Annotated in this window: 23 protein-coding genes; 7 read left to right on the forward strand and 16 right to left on the reverse strand. The window is 68.3% G+C overall.

Going from position 1 to position 20,579, the window contains the following annotated elements; all coding sequences use genetic code 11:
• Nucleotides 1–5 precede the first annotated feature (5 nt).
• The 3 genes from KB221_12620 (at nt 6) to KB221_12630 (ending at nt 2,487) form a co-directional block, all read left to right on the forward strand.
• Complete coding sequence (locus tag KB221_12620; protein WIY68918.1) at nt 6–857, forward strand: CoA ester lyase; 852 nt, start codon at nt 6–8, stop codon at nt 855–857.
• A gap of 77 nt (nt 858–934) precedes the next feature.
• A complete protein-coding gene (locus KB221_12625) occupies nt 935–2,056 on the forward strand; it encodes a beta-ketoacyl-ACP synthase III (GenBank protein WIY68919.1) in 1,122 nt (373 codons plus the stop codon).
• Entirely contained in the window at nt 2,056–2,487 is a 432-nt protein-coding gene (locus KB221_12630; protein WIY68920.1) for a hypothetical protein, read from the forward strand. The genes KB221_12625 and KB221_12630 overlap by 1 nt, the downstream gene beginning before the upstream one ends.
• Here the strand turns inward: KB221_12630 and KB221_12635 are convergent.
• From KB221_12635 to petA, 8 genes are all read right to left on the reverse strand, one after another.
• Nucleotides 2,471–3,700: a M48 family metalloprotease gene (locus KB221_12635; protein WIY68921.1), complete on the reverse strand. Its 1,230-nt coding sequence runs from the start codon at nt 3,698–3,700 to the stop codon at nt 2,471–2,473. The genes KB221_12630 and KB221_12635 overlap by 17 nt on opposite strands.
• An 84-nt stretch (nt 3,701–3,784) precedes the next feature.
• Complete coding sequence (locus tag KB221_12640) at nt 3,785–4,213, reverse strand: thiol-disulfide oxidoreductase DCC family protein (GenBank protein WIY68922.1); 429 nt, start codon at nt 4,211–4,213, stop codon at nt 3,785–3,787.
• 51 nt (nt 4,214–4,264) lie between these two features.
• Nucleotides 4,265–4,654: a RidA family protein gene (locus KB221_12645; protein ID WIY68923.1), complete on the reverse strand. Its 390-nt coding sequence runs from the start codon at nt 4,652–4,654 to the stop codon at nt 4,265–4,267.
• Complete coding sequence (locus KB221_12650) at nt 4,651–6,273, reverse strand: M28 family peptidase (protein WIY68924.1); 1,623 nt, start codon at nt 6,271–6,273, stop codon at nt 4,651–4,653. Before KB221_12650 ends, KB221_12645 begins: the two co-directional genes overlap by 4 nt.
• 84 nt (nt 6,274–6,357) lie before the next feature.
• Complete coding sequence (locus KB221_12655; protein WIY68925.1) at nt 6,358–8,034, reverse strand: M28 family metallopeptidase; 1,677 nt, start codon at nt 8,032–8,034, stop codon at nt 6,358–6,360.
• Nucleotides 8,035–8,176: 142 nt separating this feature from the next.
• Nucleotides 8,177–9,022 (reverse strand): cytochrome c1, encoded by an 846-nt coding sequence (locus KB221_12660; GenBank protein ID WIY70924.1) that lies wholly within the window; start codon nt 9,020–9,022, stop codon nt 8,177–8,179.
• A 35-nt stretch (nt 9,023–9,057) separates the two neighbouring features.
• Nucleotides 9,058–10,356, reverse strand: a complete 1,299-nt coding sequence (locus KB221_12665; protein WIY68926.1) for a cytochrome b N-terminal domain-containing protein — start codon at nt 10,354–10,356, stop codon at nt 9,058–9,060.
• Nucleotides 10,357–10,367: 11 nt separating this feature from the next.
• Entirely contained in the window at nt 10,368–10,910 is a 543-nt protein-coding gene (gene petA, locus KB221_12670) for a ubiquinol-cytochrome c reductase iron-sulfur subunit (GenBank protein ID WIY68927.1), read from the reverse strand.
• 195 nt (nt 10,911–11,105) lie between these two features.
• Between petA and KB221_12675 the strand changes: the two genes are divergently transcribed.
• Nucleotides 11,106–11,546: a tRNA (cytidine(34)-2'-O)-methyltransferase gene (locus tag KB221_12675; GenBank protein WIY68928.1), complete on the forward strand. Its 441-nt coding sequence runs from the start codon at nt 11,106–11,108 to the stop codon at nt 11,544–11,546.
• Nucleotides 11,547–11,569: 23 nt separating this feature from the next.
• On the opposite strand, the gene KB221_12680 is transcribed toward KB221_12675, so the two are convergent.
• A complete protein-coding gene (locus tag KB221_12680) occupies nt 11,570–12,838 on the reverse strand; it encodes a dipeptidase (protein WIY68929.1) in 1,269 nt (422 codons plus the stop codon).
• Nucleotides 12,839–13,137: 299 nt separating this feature from the next.
• On the opposite strand from KB221_12680, the gene hemF reads away from it, so the two are divergent.
• Complete coding sequence (gene hemF, locus KB221_12685) at nt 13,138–14,016, forward strand: oxygen-dependent coproporphyrinogen oxidase (GenBank protein WIY68930.1); 879 nt, start codon at nt 13,138–13,140, stop codon at nt 14,014–14,016.
• Here the strand turns inward: hemF and KB221_12690 are convergent.
• Both KB221_12690 and KB221_12695 read right to left on the reverse strand, forming a co-directional pair.
• On the reverse strand, nt 14,013–14,417 hold the full coding sequence (locus KB221_12690) for a DUF3052 domain-containing protein (protein WIY68931.1): 405 nt from the start codon (nt 14,415–14,417) through the stop codon (nt 14,013–14,015). The genes hemF and KB221_12690 overlap by 4 nt on opposite strands.
• A gap of 12 nt (nt 14,418–14,429) precedes the next feature.
• Entirely contained in the window at nt 14,430–15,119 is a 690-nt protein-coding gene (locus KB221_12695) for a type 1 glutamine amidotransferase (GenBank protein WIY68932.1), read from the reverse strand.
• Nucleotides 15,120–15,192: 73 nt separating this feature from the next.
• On the opposite strand from KB221_12695, the gene KB221_12700 reads away from it, so the two are divergent.
• Nucleotides 15,193–15,495: an antibiotic biosynthesis monooxygenase gene (locus KB221_12700; GenBank protein WIY68933.1), complete on the forward strand. Its 303-nt coding sequence runs from the start codon at nt 15,193–15,195 to the stop codon at nt 15,493–15,495.
• Between the two features lie 3 nt (nt 15,496–15,498).
• Here KB221_12700 and rlmJ read toward each other — a convergent pair whose 3' ends face one another.
• Nucleotides 15,499–16,320 carry a 23S rRNA (adenine(2030)-N(6))-methyltransferase RlmJ gene (rlmJ, locus tag KB221_12705; GenBank protein ID WIY68934.1) on the reverse strand — a complete coding sequence of 274 codons (822 nt, stop codon included), beginning with the start codon at nt 16,318–16,320 and terminating at the stop codon, nt 15,499–15,501.
• Between the two features lie 143 nt (nt 16,321–16,463).
• Here rlmJ and KB221_12710 point away from each other — a divergent pair, with 143 nt between their 5' ends.
• Nucleotides 16,464–16,850, forward strand: coding sequence for a hypothetical protein (locus KB221_12710; protein ID WIY68935.1), 387 nt, complete (start codon nt 16,464–16,466; stop codon nt 16,848–16,850).
• A gap of 4 nt (nt 16,851–16,854) precedes the next feature.
• Here the strand turns inward: KB221_12710 and KB221_12715 are convergent, their stop codons facing one another.
• From KB221_12715 to KB221_12730, 4 genes are read right to left on the reverse strand one after another with little or no spacing between them, the layout of a single operon-like run.
• A complete protein-coding gene (locus tag KB221_12715; GenBank protein ID WIY68936.1) occupies nt 16,855–17,307 on the reverse strand; it encodes an opioid growth factor receptor-related protein in 453 nt (150 codons plus the stop codon).
• Between the two features lie 11 nt (nt 17,308–17,318).
• Nucleotides 17,319–18,371: an L-threonine 3-dehydrogenase gene (gene tdh, locus KB221_12720; GenBank protein ID WIY68937.1), complete on the reverse strand. Its 1,053-nt coding sequence runs from the start codon at nt 18,369–18,371 to the stop codon at nt 17,319–17,321.
• Nucleotides 18,371–19,561 (reverse strand): glycine C-acetyltransferase, encoded by a 1,191-nt coding sequence (locus tag KB221_12725; GenBank protein ID WIY68938.1) that lies wholly within the window; start codon nt 19,559–19,561, stop codon nt 18,371–18,373. Before KB221_12725 ends, tdh begins: the two co-directional genes overlap by 1 nt.
• Before the next feature lie 46 nt (nt 19,562–19,607).
• The gene (locus KB221_12730; protein WIY68939.1) at nt 19,608–20,531 is read right to left on the reverse strand and encodes a DUF4232 domain-containing protein; all 924 of its coding nucleotides are present in this window, start codon (nt 20,529–20,531) and stop codon (nt 19,608–19,610) included.
• Nucleotides 20,532–20,579: the final 48 nt, after the last annotated feature.

Genomic DNA, 20,579 nt, shown 5'->3' on the forward strand with positions numbered 1-20,579 from the left:
TCGAGTTGACCCGCTCTGTTCTCTATCTGCCCGCCAGCAATTCAAGAGCGATCGAGAAGGCGCGCGGCCTGAACGCCGACGCCGTGATCCTCGACCTCGAGGACGCCGTCGCGCCCGACGCCAAGGCCGAGGCGCGTCAGGCCGCCGTCGCCGCGCTCAGGGCGGGCGGGTTCAGCGCGCGCGTCGGGGTTCGCATCAACGGCCTCGACACGGTCTGGGGTGCCGACGACCTCGCCGCCCTCGCCGGTCTGAAGCCGGACTTCGTGGTCGCGCCCAAGATCGAGAGCCCGGAGGCCGTCCGCGAAGTGGCCGCCCGCCTGCCCGCCGGCGTTGGCCTGTGGATCATGGTCGAGACGCCGCTGTCGGTGCTGCGGCTAGACGCCATCGCCGGGGCCGGTGCCCCGCTGGCGGCCCTGATGCTCGGCATCAACGATTTCGGCGAGCGGATGAACCTGGTCCTCGGCCCGGACCGCGAGCCGCTCAAGCCCTGGCTCGCCGCCGTGGTCGCCGCCGCGCGCGGTCACGGTCTGCTGGCCATCGACGGCGTGGTCAACGCCACCGACGACGCCGACCGGCTGGGCACCGAATGCCGGCAGGGCCGCGCCTTCGGCTTCGACGGCAAGAGCCTGATCCACCCCGCCCAGATCGACGCCGCCAACGCCGCCTTCTCCCCGTCGTCCGAGGAGGTGGTCCGGGCCCGCGAGGTCGTCGATGCCTTCGCCTCCGCCGACGCCGAGGGCAAGGGTGCGATCCGCGTCGGCTACCGCATGGTCGAGCGCCTCCACCTCGACGCCGCCCACCGCCTTCTGGCCCGCCACGAGGCGGCCTCGACGCGGCCCGGAGACAGGCCTATCTAGTCCGTCCAGAAACAGAACGCGGCCCCTGCCCTCAAGCAGCGAGCGGCCGCGCCGCGAGCGTCAGGGCCCCACGTCTCATGTCTCATGCCGTCATTGCCGCCACCGGCCTGTTCACCCCCGAACAGTCGATCTCCAACGCCGAGCTGGTCGCCGCCTACAACGCCTATGCCGAGCGGTTCAACGCCGACCACGCCGCCGAAATCGCCGAGGGCGACGTCGCCGAACTGACCCCCTCCTCGGTCGAGTTCATCGAGAAGGCCTCCGGCATCAAGTCGCGCTTCGTGCTCGACAAGGCGGGGGTCCTCGATCCCGCCCGCATGGCCCCGAACATTCCCGAGCGCTCCAACGACGACCTGTCGATCATGGCCGAGATGGCCGTCGCCGCCGCGCGTCAGGCCATCGCCGCCTGGGGCAAGCCGGTCAGCGAGATCGGCGCGGTCCTGTGCGCCGCCTCCAACATGCCGCGCCCCTATCCGGCCCTGTCCATAGAGGTGCAGCAGGCTCTCGGCATCGAGGGCTTCGCCTTCGACATGAACGTGGCCTGCTCTTCCGCCACCTTCGGCATCAAGACCGCCGCCGACTTCATCGCCTCGGGCTCGGTCAAGGCCGTGCTGATGGTCAACCCCGAGGTCTGCTCGGCTCACCTGAACTTCAAGGACCGCGACAGCCATTTCATCTTTGGCGACGTCGCCACCGCCGTCATCGTCGAGGCCTCGGACCAGGCTGGCCCCGGCGGCTGGGACGTGATTGGCACCCGGCTGAAGACCATCTACTCCAACAACATCCGCAACAATTTCGGCTTCCTGAACAACGCCGCCCCCGAGGGTATCGGCGCGGCCGACAAACTGTTCATCCAGCAGGGCCGAAAGGTCTTCAAGGACGTGGTGCCGATGGTCTCGGACATGATCGTCGACCACGCCCGGGACCTCGGCATCGACCCCGCGACCCTCAAGCGGATGTGGCTGCACCAGGCCAACATCAACATGAACCAGTTCATCGGCCGCAAGGTGCTGGGCCGCGAGCCGACGCCGGAAGAGAACGTCATCATCCTCGATGAATACGCCAACACCTCCTCGGCCGGCTCGATCATCGCCTTCCACCTGCGCCAGCAGGACATGGCCCCCGGCGATACCGGCCTGATCTGCAGCTTCGGGGCCGGCTATTCCGCCGGGACCGTCTTCGTGCGGAAGCGCGGCTGATGGTCGACCGCAGCGACATCGGTGCCGTCGTCGACGCCATGTACGCCTGCATCTCCGGCCCCGCCGGGCCGCGCGACTGGACCACCCAGCGCGAGATCTTTCACCCCGACAGCCGTCAGGCCCGCACCGGCCTCGACGCCGAAGGCCGCCCGACCATGATCGTCATGGGCCGGGAGGAGTATCAGGCAAACGTCACGCCCTTCTTCGCGGAAAACGGCTTCTTCGAGGTCGAGATCAGCCGCCGGATCAGCGAGTTCGGCAACATGGCCCACGTCTGGTCGATCTACGAGGCCCGCACCCGGCCGGAGGATGCCGAGCCCGAGCGCCGCGGGATCAATTCGATCCAGCTTTGCCGGGGCCCGGACGGCCTGTGGTCCATCCTGCACATGATCTGGGACAACGAGCGTCCCGGCCTCACGGCGTCGGCGTAGGCGCCGCAGCCGCCGGGGCCACGGCCGCCGGGGCCGGTGCATTGGCCGGATGCGTCGCCTTCCACTCCATGCCCATGCGGATACGGTTCTCGACCGAGGGATGGTCGTAGAACAGGATCTCCTCGATCGCCGACGGTGACGGGGCCCGATATTCCGCGGTCTTGATCAATGCCTTCGACAGCCCGTCCGGCTCATTGGCGTGGGTCAGGGAGAACTGGTCGGCGTCCTGCTCAATCACCCGGATCATGGTGTTGGTCACCGGCGTCAGCAGCAGGCCGATGACCGCCCCGATCGCCGCCAGCACAGGCAGGCCCGCGGGGTCCGAAATGTCGCCCACCCGGCCCGCACCCAGCAGCCGCTTCGCGACCGGGAACAGCCGGTCGATCAGCCAGAAGGCCAGCCCCGCCAGCAGGATCATGATCCCGGCCATCCACAGCGAGTGCATGTGGACATAGTGGCCCATCTCATGGCCCACGACCCCGCGCACCTCGGCCAGGTCGGCACCCTTGGCGAACATCACATCGCTCATCGCGACCCGCGCCGAGCCGAACAGGCCCGAGACATTGGCGGTGTAGCGGTCTGACTGTTTCGAGCCGTCATAGATGTAGATCTTGTCGTCCGGCGTGCCGGTCGCATGCGCCAGCTCGACCACGGCGTCGCGCATCGGCCCGTCCGGGGCCGGGGTGTAGTCGTTGAACAGGGGCTCGAACAGGATCGGCGAGACGATCATCATGAAGACCACGGCCACCGCCGTCAGCCCCGCGCCCCACGCCCACCACAGCCGCCGCGCATGCCGGATGATCGCGTAGAGACCGACGATCAGCAGGCCGAGCAAGACGACCGTGATCGCGGTTTCCATCAACGCCTCGGTCAGCCAGCCCGCCAGCGGCTGCTCCGTCAGTCCGTACTGCGTCTCGCGCCACCAGGCCTGATAGATCGCCCAGGGCAGGGTCAGGACGAAATCCATCAGTATCCAGACCACCCCCACGACCAGCGAGACCAGCTTCGGCCGCTTGCGACGGCGCTCCATCCGGTCGCGGATGCCGCTGAGGACGCCCGTACGGATGATGATCCAGGCCACGACGATCGCGACGATCGCCCCCCATAACAGCAGCCAGTGGCCGCCGCGGGTGTAGGCCACGGCCCGCTCCAGGTCCTCCGGCGAAATGGTCGCCAGCCAGCGCGCGGTCTCGGCCGCGGGGTCGATGCTCATGACGGTGTCCTCCCTGACGTGCGGAGATGACGCCCGGACGGGTCAGCTGTCAGCTTAAATCGCGGTCATGTGGTCCCGACCGGGTCACCCCAGGAAGCGCGACCGGTCCTCCGGCGCAGGGATCATACAGGCGTCTGTTCGCCCGAAGAGGCGGTAGCGGTTGCGCGCGATGAGGTCATAGGCCGGGTCACGCACCAGCCTCGGCACGGCCTTCAGCCATCCCAGCGGCCGCGTCGCCCGCAACTGGCCAAGGACGGTCAGGGCGGCGTCCGACTTGAAGAAGATGCGCCCGCCCCGGACCACGGCATTGGTCTGCGGTGACTCCGGATCGATGCCGAACCGCGCCGCCAGGGCCCGGCCCGGCTCCGACTGGATCGCCAGGAACCGGAATCTTCGCTCCGGATCGCGCTCGATCACGAACCGCACCCAGCGCGAGCAGAAGACGCACACCCCGTCGAACAGGATCAGGCCGTCAGGCTCATCGGGGGCGGGCTGCGGCGACCAGCGGGTCATGGGCCGAGAGTGCGGCGGTTGATGCCGGCAGGCAACGCGGCATTCCGCGCCTCAGGCCGCCGCCACGGCCTCGATCTCGACCAGCCAGGCCTCGTCGAAGAGGCCGGTGATGATCACCGTCAGCGCCGGCTGACGCCCTGCGAGCCGACGGATACGAACCTCGCGGTTCTCCAGCGCATATGCCCGGTCCGACAGGAAGGTCGTGACCTTGACGAGGTTGTCCAGCGTCATGCCCGCCGCGGCCAGCTGGGTCTCGACATTGTCCCAGACCTGATCGCACTGGCCGGTGAAATCCGCCGCCAGCGCGCCGTCGGGCGCGACCGGAATCTGGCCCGACAGATACAGCCAGCGGGTTGGGCCCGTGACCTCGACGGCCTGCGGATACGACCCCTCGACCGGCGGCGAGCCGTCGCCGGTCAGGGGGCGGATCGTCACGCTCACTGGCGAGCGGCGTCCGAGCGGGCGCGGACCACGGCGAACTCCGAGGTCGGCTTCCAGCCGGGCCAGTCGCTGCTGTTCGCGAGGTCCAGACCCAGGTGATACAGCAGGGTCAGGTTCTCGACCGCCGAGGTGAAGTCGAGATCGGCCGACCATTCGTCGCTGGACTTGTGATAGTCGGCCGCGAATTTGGCGCGCCAGGCGGCCTCGCCGGCTTCACGCCCGCCCTCGACCCAGTCCCAGCCGTGCCATGGCATGATCGCCGGCACGCCCATGCGGGCGAAGGGGAAGTGGTCGGACCGATAGTAGAAGCCCTGCTCCGGCATGCCGTCGTCCGAAACGTAGCGGCCCAGCGGCTCGGCCAGCGCCTGGAGCCGGTCCTCGAGATCGTTCTGGCCCTTGCCGAAGATTGGAATGTCGCGGGTCGAGCCCGACAGGGGCAGCATGTCGATATTGATGTCGGCCACCGTCGTCTCGAGCGGCCAGACCGGATTGGCGGCATAGCCATAGGCGCCCAGCAGCCCCATCTCCTCGGCCGCCATATGGGCGAAGACGAAGGAGCGTTTCGGCCGCGGCGCGGCGCTCAGCTGACGGGCCATCTCGACCACGCCGATGGTGCCCGAGGCATTGTCCCAGGCGCCGTTCCAGATCTGGTCGCCGGTCACCGTCGGATGCTGCTCGACGCCACCGACGTGATCCCAGTGGGCCGAATAGATGATGGTCTCGTCCGGATGCTCGGTCCCCGGGATGCGGGCCAGCAGGTTGTGGGTGACCAGGGTCTCGATGGTCTCGGACGCCTCGACCGACAGGGTGACGCCGTCCAGCGCCACGGCCTTGAAGGTGCCGTCGGCGATGTTGGGCAGGCGGGCGATGTCGAGGCCCGCCGCCGCCGCCCAGAGACCCGCCACGTCGTGATTGATGGCACCCGAGAACTCCAGGTTGGCCGCGCCGGGCGTCAGGGTCCGGGTCCGGCCGTTGCCGCGCAGCGCGCCCTGCCACATGGGCGAGGCGGCGTCGCCCATGACCAGGGTGATGACGCCCACGGCACCGCGGCGGAAGGCCTCGTCCGCCTTGTAGGCGCCGGACTGGTAGTTGGTGGCGTACTGGCCGTTGAACAGTTCGCCCTCCGGCTCGCCGCCGACCAGGATGACGACCTTGCCGCGCACATCGAGGTCGCCGTAGTCGTTCCAGTTCCGCTCGGGGGCGTAGATCCCGTGGCCCGCGAAGACCAGGGGGGCGTTCTGGATGGCGGCGCGGCCGTCGTTGGTGACCGCGCGCACGGTGATGTCGGTGCCGACGGTCAGGGTATGGCTCGTCCCGTCCGGGCCGGTCCAGGCGGCGGTGGCACCCGCGACCGGCGAATAGCGTTTGAGCGAGACGGGCTGCAGCCACTGGCCGTTCGGCCCGCCGGGCTCCAGCCCCATGGCCTCGTACTGGGCCTGCAGCCAGGCCAGCACCATCCGCTCGCCCTCGGTGCCGGGATAGCGGCCCTGGTACTCATCGGCGCTGATGGTGCGGATGTTGTCGCTGATCCGCGCGGCGGAGAAGTCCTGCGCCGAAGCCATGCCGGCAGACAGCAGCACGGCGGCGACGGCGACGCCGCCCATCATCTTGCGAAACATACGGAAGGCTCCATCCCCGGATTGATGGCGCGCACTCTAGGGCGGCCCCGCAGGACCGCCCATTAAGTTTTGGTCATGTGGACCCTACCGCCGCTGGCTCGCGCTCGGCGCGCGCGCCGGGCCGAACTCCGAGCCCGGCATCCATTCCGGCCAGTCGCGGCTGTTGGCGAGGTCGCGGCCGATGTTGAAGATCAGCTGCAGGTCCTCGACCTGGCCGCTCAGGTCCCACGACGGCGACCATTCATCGTCGGCCTGGTGATAGCGGCGCGAGCCGTATTCTGAACGGGCGGCATCGCGCGCGGCGATCGGCTCGTCCCGGAAGGCTCCGCCGCCGTCGACATAGGCCATGGGCACGCCGCGCTTGGCGAGCGGGAAATGGTCCGAGCGGAAATAGCTGCCCGAGGCCGGATTGCCGTCGGGCTTGGCGGTCCGGCCCTGCGCCGTCGCCTCGGCGGTGACGCGGGCGTCGAGGTCCGACTGGCCCGAGCCAATGATGTCGACGTCGGCGACGCGGCCATAGACGTTCATGGCGTCGATGTTGAAGCCCGCGACCGTCGTGGCCAGCGGATAGACCGGATTGGCGGCGTAGAATTCCGAGCCCAACAGGCCGCTCTCCTCCGCCGTGAAGCTGATCATGACGATCGACCGCTCGGGACGCGGGCCCGCGCCCCAGACCCGGGCCAGTTCCAGCAGGCCGGCGGTGCCTGTGGCGTTGTCGACCGCGCCGTTGAAGATGGCGTCGCCATTGGCGTCAGGCTCGCCGACGCCAATGTGATCCCAATGGCCGGTGTAGAGGATGGTCTCGTCCGGATGGGTCGAACCCGGCAGGCGGGCGATGACATTGTGGGTGACGACGCGGCTGGTGGCGACGTCGAACATGCCGCTGAACGTCACGCCGGTCAGGGCCACCGGGCGGAAGTCGCGGCTGCGCGCGGCGACCTTCAGGGCCTCGAAATCCAGGCCAGAACGGCGGAACAGGTCGACCGCGACATCGCGCTGCAACCAGGCCTCCATACCAACCCGCTCGGCGGCGGCGTTGGCGCGGACGATGTCGAACTGCGGAGCCGACCAGCTGTTCTGGACCGTGGCCCAGCCGTAGGAGGCCGGAGCCGTCTCGTGGACGATGATCACGCCGGCCGCGCCCTGGCGGGCTGCCTCCTCGTATTTGTAGGTCCAGCGGCCGTAATAGGTCATGGCCCGACCGTTGAAGGTGTTCAGCGCCGGCTCCTCGAAGTCGGCGTCATTGACCAGCACGACGATGACCTTGCCGCGGACGTCGACGTCCTTGAAGTCGTCCCAGTTCCGCTCGGGCGCCTTGATACCGTAGCCGACGAAGACCAGCGGCGCGTCCGTCAGCATGACGTGGTCGCCCGGCAGGCGGGTCGAGATGGTGATCTGCTGGCCCTGGGTCAGCGGGATGGCCTCGCCGCCGACGTTCAGGCGAACGCCCCGGAAATTGGAGGCGGTGAAGCGGTTCAGCGCCACGTCCTGGGTCCAGGAGCCGTTCACGCCGCCCGGCTGGAAGCCCGCTGCGGCGTACTGTTCGCTGAGGTAGCGGATGGTCATGTCCTCGGCCGGGGTGGCGATACCCCGACCCTGGAAGCTGTCATCGGCTAGCACCCGCACATGCTCGGACAGGCGGGCGGCTTCAAACGTCGCGGCCGGGGCGATCGGAGCGGCGTCGCCCCCCATGCCCATGGCGCCGCAGCCGGAAATCAGGGTGCCGGCGGCAAGCACGGCGGCGGTCGAAAACAGACGCATGAACGGAAACACCCTCAGCCGAAATCAGAGGCCCGGACGTTAGGGCGCCGTCCGCCGGGTGTCGATGCGGCGGGCGCAGACGAAAAACCCGCCGGCGCTGGTGCGCCGGCGGGTCATCCATTCAGGTTCGGAGCGGCAGGCCCTAGTGGGCGACGCCCTTCCAGATCCGGCGGTAGCTCAGATAGGTGATCCCCGCGAAGATGAAGAGGAAGATCAGCACACCCAGACCGCTCTGCTTGCGCTGGACCTGACGCGGGTCAGAGGCCCAGGCGATATAGGCGGCCACGTCCTTGGCCATCTGGTCGACCGAGGCGACGGTTTCGTCGTCATAGGTCACCTGACCGGCGGTCAGCGGGTTCGGCATGGCGATGAAGCCACCCGGCGGCACATGGGAACCCTCGGGCATGAACGGCGTCAGGTCGCCGGCCATATAGACGTTGTAGTACTGGCCCGGACGGATCTGCAGGCCCTGCGGCACGGCGGCGTAGCCGGTCAGCAGCGAGTAGATGTAGTTGGCGCCGCCGTGGCGGGCCTTGGCCATGACCGACAGATCGGGCGGAGCCGCCCCGCCGTTCGCAGCCGCCGCGGCGGTGGCGTTCGGATAGGGGTTGGGGAAGCGGTCGGCGGCGGTGCCGTCGCGCATCACCGGCTCACCGGTCTCGGTGTCGATGTCCGCGATCTGGGCCTCTTTGGCGATGGCCTTGACCCAACGGTTCTCGGCCGGGCTGGCCTGATGCGCGTCGAAGAACGGACCGCCCGGCTCGGCCAGGGTGCGGAAATGCATCAGGTCCATGCTGTGGCACGAGGCGCAGACCTCGCGATACACCTTGTAGCCCCGCTGCAGCTGGCCCTGGTTGAAGCTGCCGAACGGCCCTTCGAAGCTGAAGCCGCCGTTGCGCAGGGCGTGGCCCTCGCCGGCCGCCAGCGCGGGCTGGGCCGCGAAGGTGAGGCCGGCGGTAGCGGCGATCAGGACCAGGGTCTTCTTCATGGCGCGGATATTCGTCTTGAGGGTCATGGTCCCGCTCAGCCCTTCGTCTCTTCGGTGCCCGACAGGACCGGCTCCGAGATCGTCGCCGGGATCGTTTGCGGCGTCTCGCGCAGGCCCACCAGGGGCATGATGATGAGGAAGAAGGCGAAATAGTAGGCCGTCGCGAACCGGGTCAGCCACAGATAGCTGTTCAGGTCCCCGTCGATCAGGATGAAGGTCTTGAAGTCGCCGATCACCGGCGCGTCGGGCAGTTGGGCACCGCACCAGCCGAGGATCAGACCCACGATCACGAACAGGATGAAGAAGGTCCGCATCGTCGGGCGGTAGCGCATCGAGCGCACCTTGGACGTATCCAGCCAGGGCAGGACGAACAGCACGCCGATGGCGCCGAACATCGCCATCACGCCGCCGAACTTGTCCGGGATGGCGCGAAGGATCGCGTAGAACGGCAGCATGTACCACTCGGGCACGATGTGCGCCGGCGTGACCAGCGGATTGGCCGGGATGTAGTTGTCGGCGTGACCCAGGGCGTTCGGCATGAAGAAGACGAACACGGCGAACAGGATCAGGAACAGGATGATCGCGAAGCCGTCCTTGACCGTATAGTACGGGTGGAACGGCACCGTGTCCTTGGCCTGACGGTCCTTCGGGATCAGGATCCCGACCGGATTGTTCTGGCCCGCCGTGTGCAGGGCCCACAGGTGCAACACCACGCAGCCGGCGATAACGAACGGCAGCAGATAGTGAAGCGAGAAGAAGCGGTTCAGGGTGGCGTTGTCGATCGCCGGACCGCCGCGCAGCCAGATCAGGATCGGCTCGCCGACGACCGGGATGGCCCCGATCAGATTGGTGATCACCTCTGCGCCCCAGTAGGACATCTGGCCCCAGGGCAGGACGTAGCCGAGGAAGGCGGTGGCGATCATCAGGAAGAAGATCAGGCAGCCGACGATCCAGATCATCTCGCGCGGCGCCTTGTAGGAGCCGTAGTAGAGGCCGCGCAGCATGTGCAGATAGACCGCGATGAAGAACATCGAGGCGCCGTTGGCGTGGGTGTAGCGGATCAGGTCGCCGCCGTTGACGTCGCGCATGATCCGCTCGACCGAGGCGAAGGCCATTTCCGTGTTGGGCACATAGTGCATGGCCAGGATGACGCCGGTGGCGATCTGGATCACCAGGCAGAGGGCCAGGATGGCACCGAAGGTGTACCAGTAGTTCAGATTCCGGGGCGTCGGCAGCGCCAGATAGTCAGCGCCGAAGCGGACGATCGGCAGACGGGTGTCGAGCCATTTCTCGATGCCGGTCTTCGGGACGTAGGTGGATTCGTGGTCGCTCATCGGTCTCGCCCTCAGCCGATCTTGATGCGGGTGTCGGAGAGGTAGGCGTACTCCGGCACGACAAGGTTCTTGGGTGCCGGACCCTTACGGATGCGGCCCGAGGTGTCGTAGTGCGAGCCGTGGCAGGGGCAGAACCAGCCGCCGAAATCGCCCGAGCCGAAGGTCGGGATACAGCCGAGGTGGGTGCAGTTGCCCAGAACGACCAGATACTGCGAATGGCCGTCCTTGACGCGGTCGGCGTCGGCCTGGGGGTCCTTCAGCGCCGACAGCGGCGTCGAAGTGGCCTCCTGAAGCTCGCGCGGGGTGCGGTAGCGCACGAACACCGGCTTGCCCTGCCATTTGATGACGATCTGCTGGCCTTCCTGGACCTTGGTCATGTCGAATTCGATCGACGCCAGCGCCAGCGTATCGGCGGCCGGGTTCATCGAATTGATCAAAGGCCAGGCCAGCATGGCCCCGGCGCCCACAGCCGCGGCACCGGCCGCGATATGGATGAAGTCCCGACGGGTGGCGTCGCCGCCTTCACCGTTCTCAGTCACGACCGATTCGGCCACGTCTTACTCCTCGTACGCCGCAGCCCGGGACCGTGAGGGCCCGATCAATCGCGGCATGGATGCTTTAGCGCCTTCCCGTTGGTCTGACCCGGCCCGGCGTTGCGGCTCATCGCCGCAAACAGTACCGCCCCTTTGAGAAACGGTCGCATTTCGAGCCGCGACAAGCCCCCGGGCCGCGCGTATGAGGGCCTTAGAATGCGTCTCGCCCTTTTTCAACCGGCCATTCCCCAGAACGTCGGCGCCTGCATCCGATTGAGCGCCTGTTTCGGGATGGAATTGCACATCATCGAGCCCGCCGGCTTCCGTTTCGACGACCGGGCGATGAAGCGCGCCGCGCTGGATTACGGCCCGCTGGGCCATATGACGCGGCACGCCGACTGGGACGCCTTCCAGCGCAACCGCGAGCCGGGTCGGCTGGTCCTGTTCACGACGAAGGGCGCGACGCCGCTGAACGAATTCGTCTTCCGCCCCGACGACGTCCTGCTGTTCGGCAGCGAACCGTCCGGCGCACCGGACTTCGTGCACGAAGCCGCGGACGCCCGCGTGGTGATTCCCATCCAGCCGGAAGCGCGGTCGCTGAATCTGTCAGTCAGCGCGGGGATCGCCCTGTGGGAGGGGTTGCGGCAGCAACCCTGATCCTTCTCCCGGTGGGGCGGTTCCTATTCCGGTGCCGCAGCCGCCGGCAGCTGCGCGAGGCCCGGCCGCTCGCCCCGCTTGCTCGCCGCCACCGCCTCCACCGCCCGCATGACGCGCAGCACATTCTCGCCGGCCAGTTTGCGGATGTCTGCCTCGGTCCAGCCATTGGCCATCAGGGCGGCCAGCAGGCGGGGATAGGCGTCCACCCCCTCCAGCCCGACCGGCAGGGAATCGACGCCGTCATAGTCGCCGCCGAGGCCGACATGGTCGACGCCCGCCACGTCGCGGACATGCTGGACGTGGGCGACCACGTCAGCGATCGTGGCGACCGGCTGCGGATGCGCCGTCGTCCAGGCCGCCAGACCGGCCGTCACCGCCGCGGGATCGCCGGGGTTCAGCGATTTCAGCCGCGCGTCCTCGGCCGAGCGGGCGCTGTTCCAGGTCCGCACCGCTTCCGAGACAAAGCCCGGCACGAAGGTCACCATCACCACTCCGCCGTCGGCGGGCATCTGCCGCAGGACGCTGTCGGGCACATTGCGCGGATGGGCGGTCACGGCCCGGGCCGAGGAGTGGGAGAAGATCACCGGCGCGTCGGAGACCCGCATGGCGTCGAGCATGGTCTCTTCCGAGACATGGCTCAGATCGACCATCATCCCCAGCCGGTTCATCTCGCGGACCACGTCCTCGCCGAAGGACGACAGCCCGCCCCATTTCGGCGCGTCGGTGGCGCTGTCCGCCCAGGTGGTCGTCTTCGAGTGGGTCAGGGTGATGTAGCGGGCACCGGAGTCATAGAACTCGCGCAGCAGGCCGAGCGAGTCGTCGATCGAATAGCCGCCTTCCATGCCGATCAGGCTGGCGATCCGGCCGCGACGGTGGATGCGCTGGATGTCGTCGGCGGTGGTGGCCAGCTCGAACACCTCGGGGTGGGCAGCGACCAGCCGCTTGACCGTATCGATCTGTTCAAAGGTCGCCACGGCCGCATCGGGCGGGGTCATCGAGGCCGGCACATAGACCGACCAGAACTGCCCGCCCATGCCGCCGGCGCGCAGCCGGGGAATGTCGGTGTGCAAAGGGGTCGAGGCGTCGAGGTTGGTCGTCAGGTCCACCGCATGGGGATCATTGCCGTGGTTCTGGCGCAGCGCCCAGGGCAGGTCATTGTGCCCGTCGATCAACGGCGTCCGCTCCAGAATCCGCCGTACCTGCGCCTCGCCCGCGGCGTCTGCGCTCTGCGCGAGAACGGGCCCGGCCATGAGGGCGGCGGCGACGGTGGTCAGAAGGACGGTGCGGATCATGGCGGGCTCCCGGAGATGCGACGGCGGACAGTGGCAGAGGCGGCGGCGAAGGCAAGGCCGGCGACCGGGGTCGCTCCCACTGCTATCGCCATTCCGGGCGAAGCGCAGCGAAGACCCGGAACCCGGCGGCGCGCGAGAGCGCGAACCTGTCGGGAGCGCAGTCCTCTGGAATGACGCACACACGTCCACCGCCGGTGTTTCGCCGCCGTCGCGGCGCCGCTGGGTTCCGGGTCTCCGAGCCGCTGCGCGACTCTCCGCCCGGAATGACGAAAGCAGAAAAGCCAACTACAGGACGCCCCATGACCACCTCCGACGACCTGACCCTCGATCAGAAGAAGTCCGAAGCGCGCGCCTGGTTCGAGACCCTGCGCGACCGCATCCACGCCGGTTTCGAGGCGCTGGAGGATGCGGCCCCCGCCGACCTGTTCCCGGGCGAGCCGGGCCGTTTCGTCCGCACGCCCTGGGAGCGGCCCGAGGGCGGCGGCGGCGTCATGGGGATGATGCACGGCCGGCTGTTCGAAAAGGTCGGGGTCCATGTCTCGACCGTCCACGGCACCTTCCCGGCCGACTATGCGAAGTCGGTGCCCGGTGCCGCCGAGGACCCGCGCTTCTTCGCCACCGGCATCAGCCTGATCGCCCATCCGGTCAGCCCGCGCGTGCCGGCGGTGCATATGAACACCCGCTTCATCGCCACGACGAAAAGCTGGTTCGGCGGCGGCGGCGATCTGACGCCTGTCCTCGACGTCGACCGGCGGCAGGACCACCCGGACACCCTCGCCTTCCACGCCGCCATGAAGGCCGCCTGCGACGCCCATGACCCGGCGTGGCACGGGAAGTTCAAGGCATGGTGCGACGAGTATTTCTTCCTGCCCCACCGCAATGAGCCGCGCGGCACGGGCGGCATCTTCTACGACCACCACGACAGCGGCGACTGGAGCCGCGACTTCACCTTTACCCGCGACGTCGGCGTGAATTTCCTCGACGCCTATTCAGCCATCGTGCGCGGGCGGATGAGCGAGCCGTGGACCGCCGACGAACGCGAGGAACAGCTGATCCGCCGCGGCCGCTATGTCGAGTTCAACCTGCTCTACGACCGCGGCACCATGTTCGGGCTCAAGACCGGCGGCAACGTCGAGTCCATCCTCAGCTCGATGCCGCCGATGGTGAAGTGGCCCTAGGCCTTCCGCTTCAGGAATTTCAGGCCGGACCAGTCGGCGCTGACCGCGCAGACCTTCACATCGACCCAGCCCGTCGGCAGCAGGACCTCGCGCAGCCCGTCCTCGGTCAGGTCGCGGAACAGGGGCGAGGTCTTCTTCGGCCAGGACACCCACAGCATGCCGCCCGGCCTGACCGCCGCCAGCGCCGGGGCGGCGCCGCGCTCCAGACCGTCGCGGTCACTGACGAACAGATGCACGAGGTCGGCCACGGCGGCATCGACATCGACCACCGCGCCCAGCGGTAGCGGCTCGATCCATTCGGCATAGGCCGCCGGTGCCCCGACCGGCTTCAGGGTTTGACCGTCCTTCAGACCCAGCTTCTGGATCAGCGGCTTGCCGGAATAGCCGACGGGAGCAGGCATGGCGGGAATTCCTCAGGCCGTCAGGAAATGGCGGATCCAGCCGCCGACGACACCACGATCATCCGCCGCCTTCAGACTGTCCACCGCCCGCGCCACCAGCGCCGGATCGATCCGGTCGTGCCGTCCCGCCGTCAGTTCGGTCGCGAAGACCGGGGTGAACTCGGGGTGCGGCTGCATCGAAATGGCGTCCTCGCCCCAGGCCAGTCCGGCGAACGGCGTGAAGTCGCTGCGCAGGATGACGCGCGCGTCCGCCGGTGCCTCGACCACCTGATCCTGATGCGAGGCGGGGATGGCGACCGTCGCGGCCGCCGGGGTCATCCACGGCTCGGGCGAGGCGACCTGATAGCGGTGCAGGCCCACGCCCCAGCCCTTGTCCGACTTCTCGACCCGTCCGCCCAGGGCCTGGGCCATGGCCTGATGACCGAAACAGACGCCGACCAGCTTCGTCCGGCCCTTCGCGGCCCTGATCCAGTCCAGCAGGCCGGCGATCCAGCCGTCGGTCTCATAGACCCCCGCGGAAGACCCCGTGATGATCGCCGCGTCGAAGGCCGCCGGGTCCGGCGTCTCTCCCGCCTGTACGTCGAAGACCTCGAAGTCGAAGCCGTCGCCGAGCAGGTCCCGGAACATCGCCGGATAGTCGCCGTGCGCCGCCTTCAGGGCGGGCGGCGGGGCACCGGTCTCCAGAATTGCGATGCGGGTCATTCGGGGCTCCTCGACACAAAAGATATGGGCGATGGCGCAAGACGGGGGAAGAGCGGTCGGCTATGGGCGCGCCATGACCGAAGCTGCTCCCGTCGTCCTGATCAATGTCTACCGCTGCGAGCCGGAGCGGATGGACACGCTGATGGAGCTGATCGGCGTCATGGTGCGGGCCCAGCGCGACGCGGACGGCTTCATCTCGGCCACCGTGCACCGCGGTCTGAACGGCAAGGTGGCGGCGGTGCACGCCGTCTGGCGCTCGGCCGGCGACTGGAAGGTCATGGCCCGAAGCGCCGCCGTCAATGCGGCCATGGAGCCGATCATGGCCATCGCCACCTTCGAGCCCCACCTCTATGAGGCGGGCGAGGTCATCGAATAGCGGTCAGCCCGTCATCCAGACCTCGGACCGGGCTGCATCGCCGCCCAGCGTCGCGGCGACCCAGCCGCAGATCTCGTCCGCCGCCGCCTCGGCACCGGACGGCGGGTTCAGCACCACCACCGCGCAGCCGTTCATCTTCATCGGGTCGGTCAGCGGCTTCAGCCGGGCCTCAGCCACCAGCATCCGCTTGATGCCGGCCTGATCCAGCCGGCGCAGGAAGCCGTCGAAGGTCTCCATGTCCTTGAGGGGCGTCCAGATCGCCACCGTCGCCCGCGGATCGGCCCGGGCGATGGCGGCGGCCGTGTCGGCGGCGCGGTTGTAGTCGTCGGGCTGTTCGAACGGTGGATCGATGAGGACGAAGGCCCCCGTCGCCTCCGCCGCCCAGGTCCGTGCCTGGTCGAAGCCGTCGCCGCCCTGGGCCATGGCCTGCGGAAACGCCTCCAGCGCCCCGGTCAGCAGGTCCAGCACCGGCGGGTTCAGCTCGAAGCCGACATAGCGGTCCTCCTCCCCCAGTCGCCCGGCGATCAGCAGGGGCGAGCCCGGATAGAAGGTCACGCCACCCGCCGGATTGAGCCGGGCCACCTCGGCCGCGAGCGCCTCGATCAGCGGCGGCCGGTCCGCGGCGGCCATCAGCCGGGCGATGCCGGCCTCGGCTTCCTTCGACCGGGCGGCGTCGCCGGTCAGGTCGTACAGGCCGGCCCCGGCGTGGGTGTCGATCACGCTCACCGGTCCCTGCGCCCGCCGCCGCTCCAGCAGCCAGAGCAGCAGGGCGTGTTTGACGATGTCGGCGAAATTTCCGGCGTGGAAGCTGTGGCGATAGTTCATCGCCCTGCCCTCTCGCGGCCCGGCGCGCGGGTCAAGGGGAACCGCCCCCTCTCGCCCCGTTTGCGCCCCGGAACTGGATGGGATGTAACTTGATCCCCGGGGAGAACGACGGTTTACGACCGCCTTTTTCGGAGGATTCCGCGATGTTCGTATCCAATAATTTCCTGCGCCTCGGCGCGCTGTCGGCGCTTGTCGGGATGGCGCTGGGCGTCTGGATGGGAGCCAACCAGGACTTCGTACTGAGGCCGGTGCACGCCCACATCAACCTGCTGGGCTTTGCCTCGATGATGCTGTTCGGCCTGTTCTACCGCGCCTTCCCGGCCGCCGGTCGGGGCTGGCTGCCGATGGGGCATTTCATCCTGTCGGTCATCGGCTTCCTGATCCTGATGCCGTCCCTGACCCTGATGCTGCTGGCCAGGCCGCTGTTCATTCCGGGCATGATCGCGTCGGAGATCATGCTGGTGGCGTCGATGGCCCTGTTCGTCATCATCGTGTTCAAGGCGACGATGGCGAAGGAGCCGGTCGCCTGATCGCTCAGGCCGTCGCCCAGTAGCCGCGGCTGCGGGCGCTGATCGGCGCTCGCGTCGCCTCGACCCGCTCCAGGATAAGGGCATGGAAGGCGTCCGCCTCGAGGTCGCCGACCAGCAACCGCAGTGAGCGGATGATCCGGGTGATGCGCCGATGGTGGTGGTCGTTCGGCATCAGCCACTCGTGGGTCGTCTGGTAGAAGGCGGCCATGCGATCGGTGGCACCGGCGAGGGCGATCGGCGCCAGCTCGGAGACACGAATGTCCTGGATGTCCTGCGGCGTCAGCACCGGCGAGTCCGGTATGGCGGCCGACGGCTCGGGCAGGGGAAACAGCCACTGGATGAAATCGTGCGTGCGCTCGATGGCCACGTCGTTCATCGAGATGACGTCGAACACCGAGCGACCGCGGGCGTCCGTGCCCTCGCCTTCCAGAAACATCACGACAGGGCGGGCGGCCAAGGTCGTGGCCCTCAGGCCGCCTTGTCCCAGTTGAGCACGACCTTGCCCGACTGGCCGGAGCGCATCGCCTCGAAGCCTTCCTCGAAGCGCTCATAGCCCATCTGGTGGGTGATCAACGGGGTCAGGTCGAGACCCGCCTTGAGCAGGCCCAGCATCTTGCGCCAGGTCGTGAACATCTCGCGGCCGTAGACGCCCTTGATGGTCAGGGCCTTGAGGATGATCGCGCCCCAGTCGGTCTCCATCGGCTTCGACGGAATGCCCAGCATGGCCATGCCGCCGCCCATGATCAGGGTGTCGACGCACTGTTTGAAGGCGATCGGCGAGCCCGACATCTCCAGCGCCACGTCGAAGCCAACCTTGAGGCCGAGCTCGTGCATGACGTCCTTCAGGTCCTCACGGGTCGTGTTCACCGTGCGAACGCCCGGCGCGACCTTCTGGGCCAGCTCGAGACGGAAGTCGTTGATGTCGGTCAGGACGACGGTGCGGGCACCGGCATGGCGGGCGACCGCGGCGGCCATCATGCCGATCGGACCGGCACCCGTGACCAGCACATCCTCGCCCAGCAGGTCGAATTGCTGCGCCGTGTGCACGGCGTTGCCGAACGGGTCGAGGATCGAACCGATCTCCCACGGCACGTCGTCCGGCAGCTCGATGACGTTGAAGGCCGGGGCCACGACGAATTCGGCGAAGGCCCCCTGACGGTTTACACCGATGCCGCGGGTGTCGGGGTCGAGGTGGAAGTGGCCGGCGCGGGCCGCTTCGGAATTCAGGTCGATGACGTGACCCTCGGCCGAGACGCGCTGGCCGACCTTCAGGCGGCGATCGACGTCCTTGCCGATGGCGACGATCTCGCCCGAGAACTCATGACCGGTGATCATCGGCACCGGCACGTTCTTCTGGCTCCACTCGTCCCAGTTCCAGATGTGGATGTCGGTGCCGCAGACGGCCGTACGTTTGACCCGGATCAGCACGTCCTCGGGACCGGCGACCGGAATCGGCGCGTCGATCAGCTCAAGGCCGATTTCGGGCCGGGTCTTGGCCAGGGCCTTCATGGTGTCAGCCATCAGATAACTCCCAATTCCTTGCCGGCCGTCGTGAATGCCGCGACCGTTTGATCAATCTGTTCGAAGGTGTGCGCCGCCGACATCTGGGTGCGGATGCGGGCCTGGCCGCGCGGCACGACGGGGAAGCTGAAGCCGATGACATAGACGCCGAGTTCCAGGGCCCGGGCGGCGAAGTCCTGGGCCAGTCTGGCGTCGCCCAGCATCACCGGAATGATCGGATGCTCGCCGGGCAGCAGGGTGAAGCCGGCCTCGGTCATGGCGGCGCGATAGCGGACGGCGTTGGCAAACAACTGCTTGCGCAGGGCGTCGCCCTCGTCGCCGGCGGCAATGCGGATCGCCTCAAGGCTGGAGCCGCAGACCGCGGGGGCCAGGGCGTTTGAGAACAGATAGGGCCTGGCGCGCTGCTTCAGCAGGGACACCACTTCGGCGGTCGCGCAGATGAAGCCGCCCATGGCCCCGCCCAGCGCCTTGCCGAAGGTGCCGGTCAGGAAGTCGATCTCGACCCCGTGGTGGGCATAGGAGCCTCGGCCCTGCGGACCGAGGAAGCCCGTGGCGTGGCAATCGTCGACCATGATCAGGGCGCTGTATTTGTCGGCCAGCGCCCGCATGTCCTTCAGCTTCGCGATATAGCCGTCCATCGAGAAGGCACCGTCGGTGGCGATGACGATTTCCCGCGCGCCGTCCGCCCGGGCCTGTTTCAGCTGGGTCTCAAGGTCGTCCATGTCCGAGGTGGCGAAGCGATAGCGTTTGGCCTTGCACAGCCGGACGCCGTCGATGATCGAGGCATGGTTCAGGCTGTCCGAGACAATGGCGTCCTCGGCCCCGAACAAGGGCTCGAAGATACCGCCGTTGGCGTCGAAGGCCGCGGCGAACAGGATGGTGTCCTCGAAGCCGAGATAGTCGGCGACGGCGCGCTCCAGCTCCTTGTGGATTTCCAGCGTGCCGCAGATGAAGCGGACCGAGGCGGTGCCGGCCCCCCATTTCTGCTGCGCCGCGATCCCCGCCTGGGTCACCCGCTCGTCGCCGGCGAGGCCGAGATAGTTGTTGGCGCAGAAATTGAGGACGTCGCGGCCACCGACCTTGATCACCGGTCCCTGACGGGAGGCGATGATGCGTTCGGGCTTGGTCAGGCCCTGGGCGTCGATATCGGCGAGTTCCGCGCGGACGCGGTCGTGGAAACTGGCTGTCATGCGCGCTCCGCTACGCCGTTTCAGGCCCCGTTTGAACCCCCCGGCGTCAAGTCGTAGCGGCAGGGGCCGGTTCCGGGGCGGGCTCGGCGACCGGCCGGAACGGGCTGACCCGGATGCGACCACCGCAGGGCGTGAAGGCCTGGGCCAGCGTCACCGGCGAGGTATCGCCGGGGGCCGTCATTCGAATGCGCGTCGCGGACGGGCAGGTTGTCTCGCCATTTCCTTCGTTCGGAACCACATTCCAGGCGATATCGAAGAAGGCCTTGCCCTGCGGCGCCAGTTCGACCGGCGTCGGTGCCTGACCCTGCCGGAAATAGCTGCCCAGGGTCTGGTCGGCGCGAACCGCCGTCAGATTGCGACCCTGCCGGTCCTGGAGCACCACCGTCGGATAGCCCGTCAGACTGCAGGCCTGGGTCCCGACATTCTGGACGCCAAGGATGGAGACCCGGTTCCCCGCCCCCGCGTCGCCGCCGTCGGCGGACAGTTTCAGCTGCGGTCCGCGGCAGGGCGCGGCGACGGGCAGCACGCCGCCCGGCGCGGGCTGCGGTCCGGGGAGCGGACCGGGCGCGACAGGACCGGATGACGGTCGGCTGCAGCGTTCCAGCACGGCCACGCCCACATCCTCATTGGGGCCGAGACGGCTGAGGGTGGCGCTCTCCGAGCCGTCGCGGGTGGCACTCCACCACTCCAGACCCGTCCCGGCGTACCGGGCGCCGGACGCCGACTGTACCGTGCGCAGGGTGTAGCTCTGGCCCTTGTAGGTCAGCTGGGCCGTCGCGGTGTCGGGATAGGCGACGGTGACCGACTGGCCGCTTTCGCACGCATAGCTCACCGGTGGTGCCGACGCTGTGGCCGGTGCCGGCGACGGGGTGACGGGCGCCGGCGGTGCCTCGGCTTCGGGCGAACAGGCCGCCGCTGCGAACAGGGCGAAGGCCGAAACGGAGGCGAAGACAGGGCGAATGCGGCGCATGGAGAGGTCCCGGGGTGAGCAGCTTCAACGCCAGCGAACGGCAAAGGC

Origin of the sequence: Aquidulcibacter paucihalophilus, assembly GCA_030285985.1 — a bacterium.
Lineage (GTDB): Bacteria > Pseudomonadota > Alphaproteobacteria > Caulobacterales > Caulobacteraceae > Brevundimonas.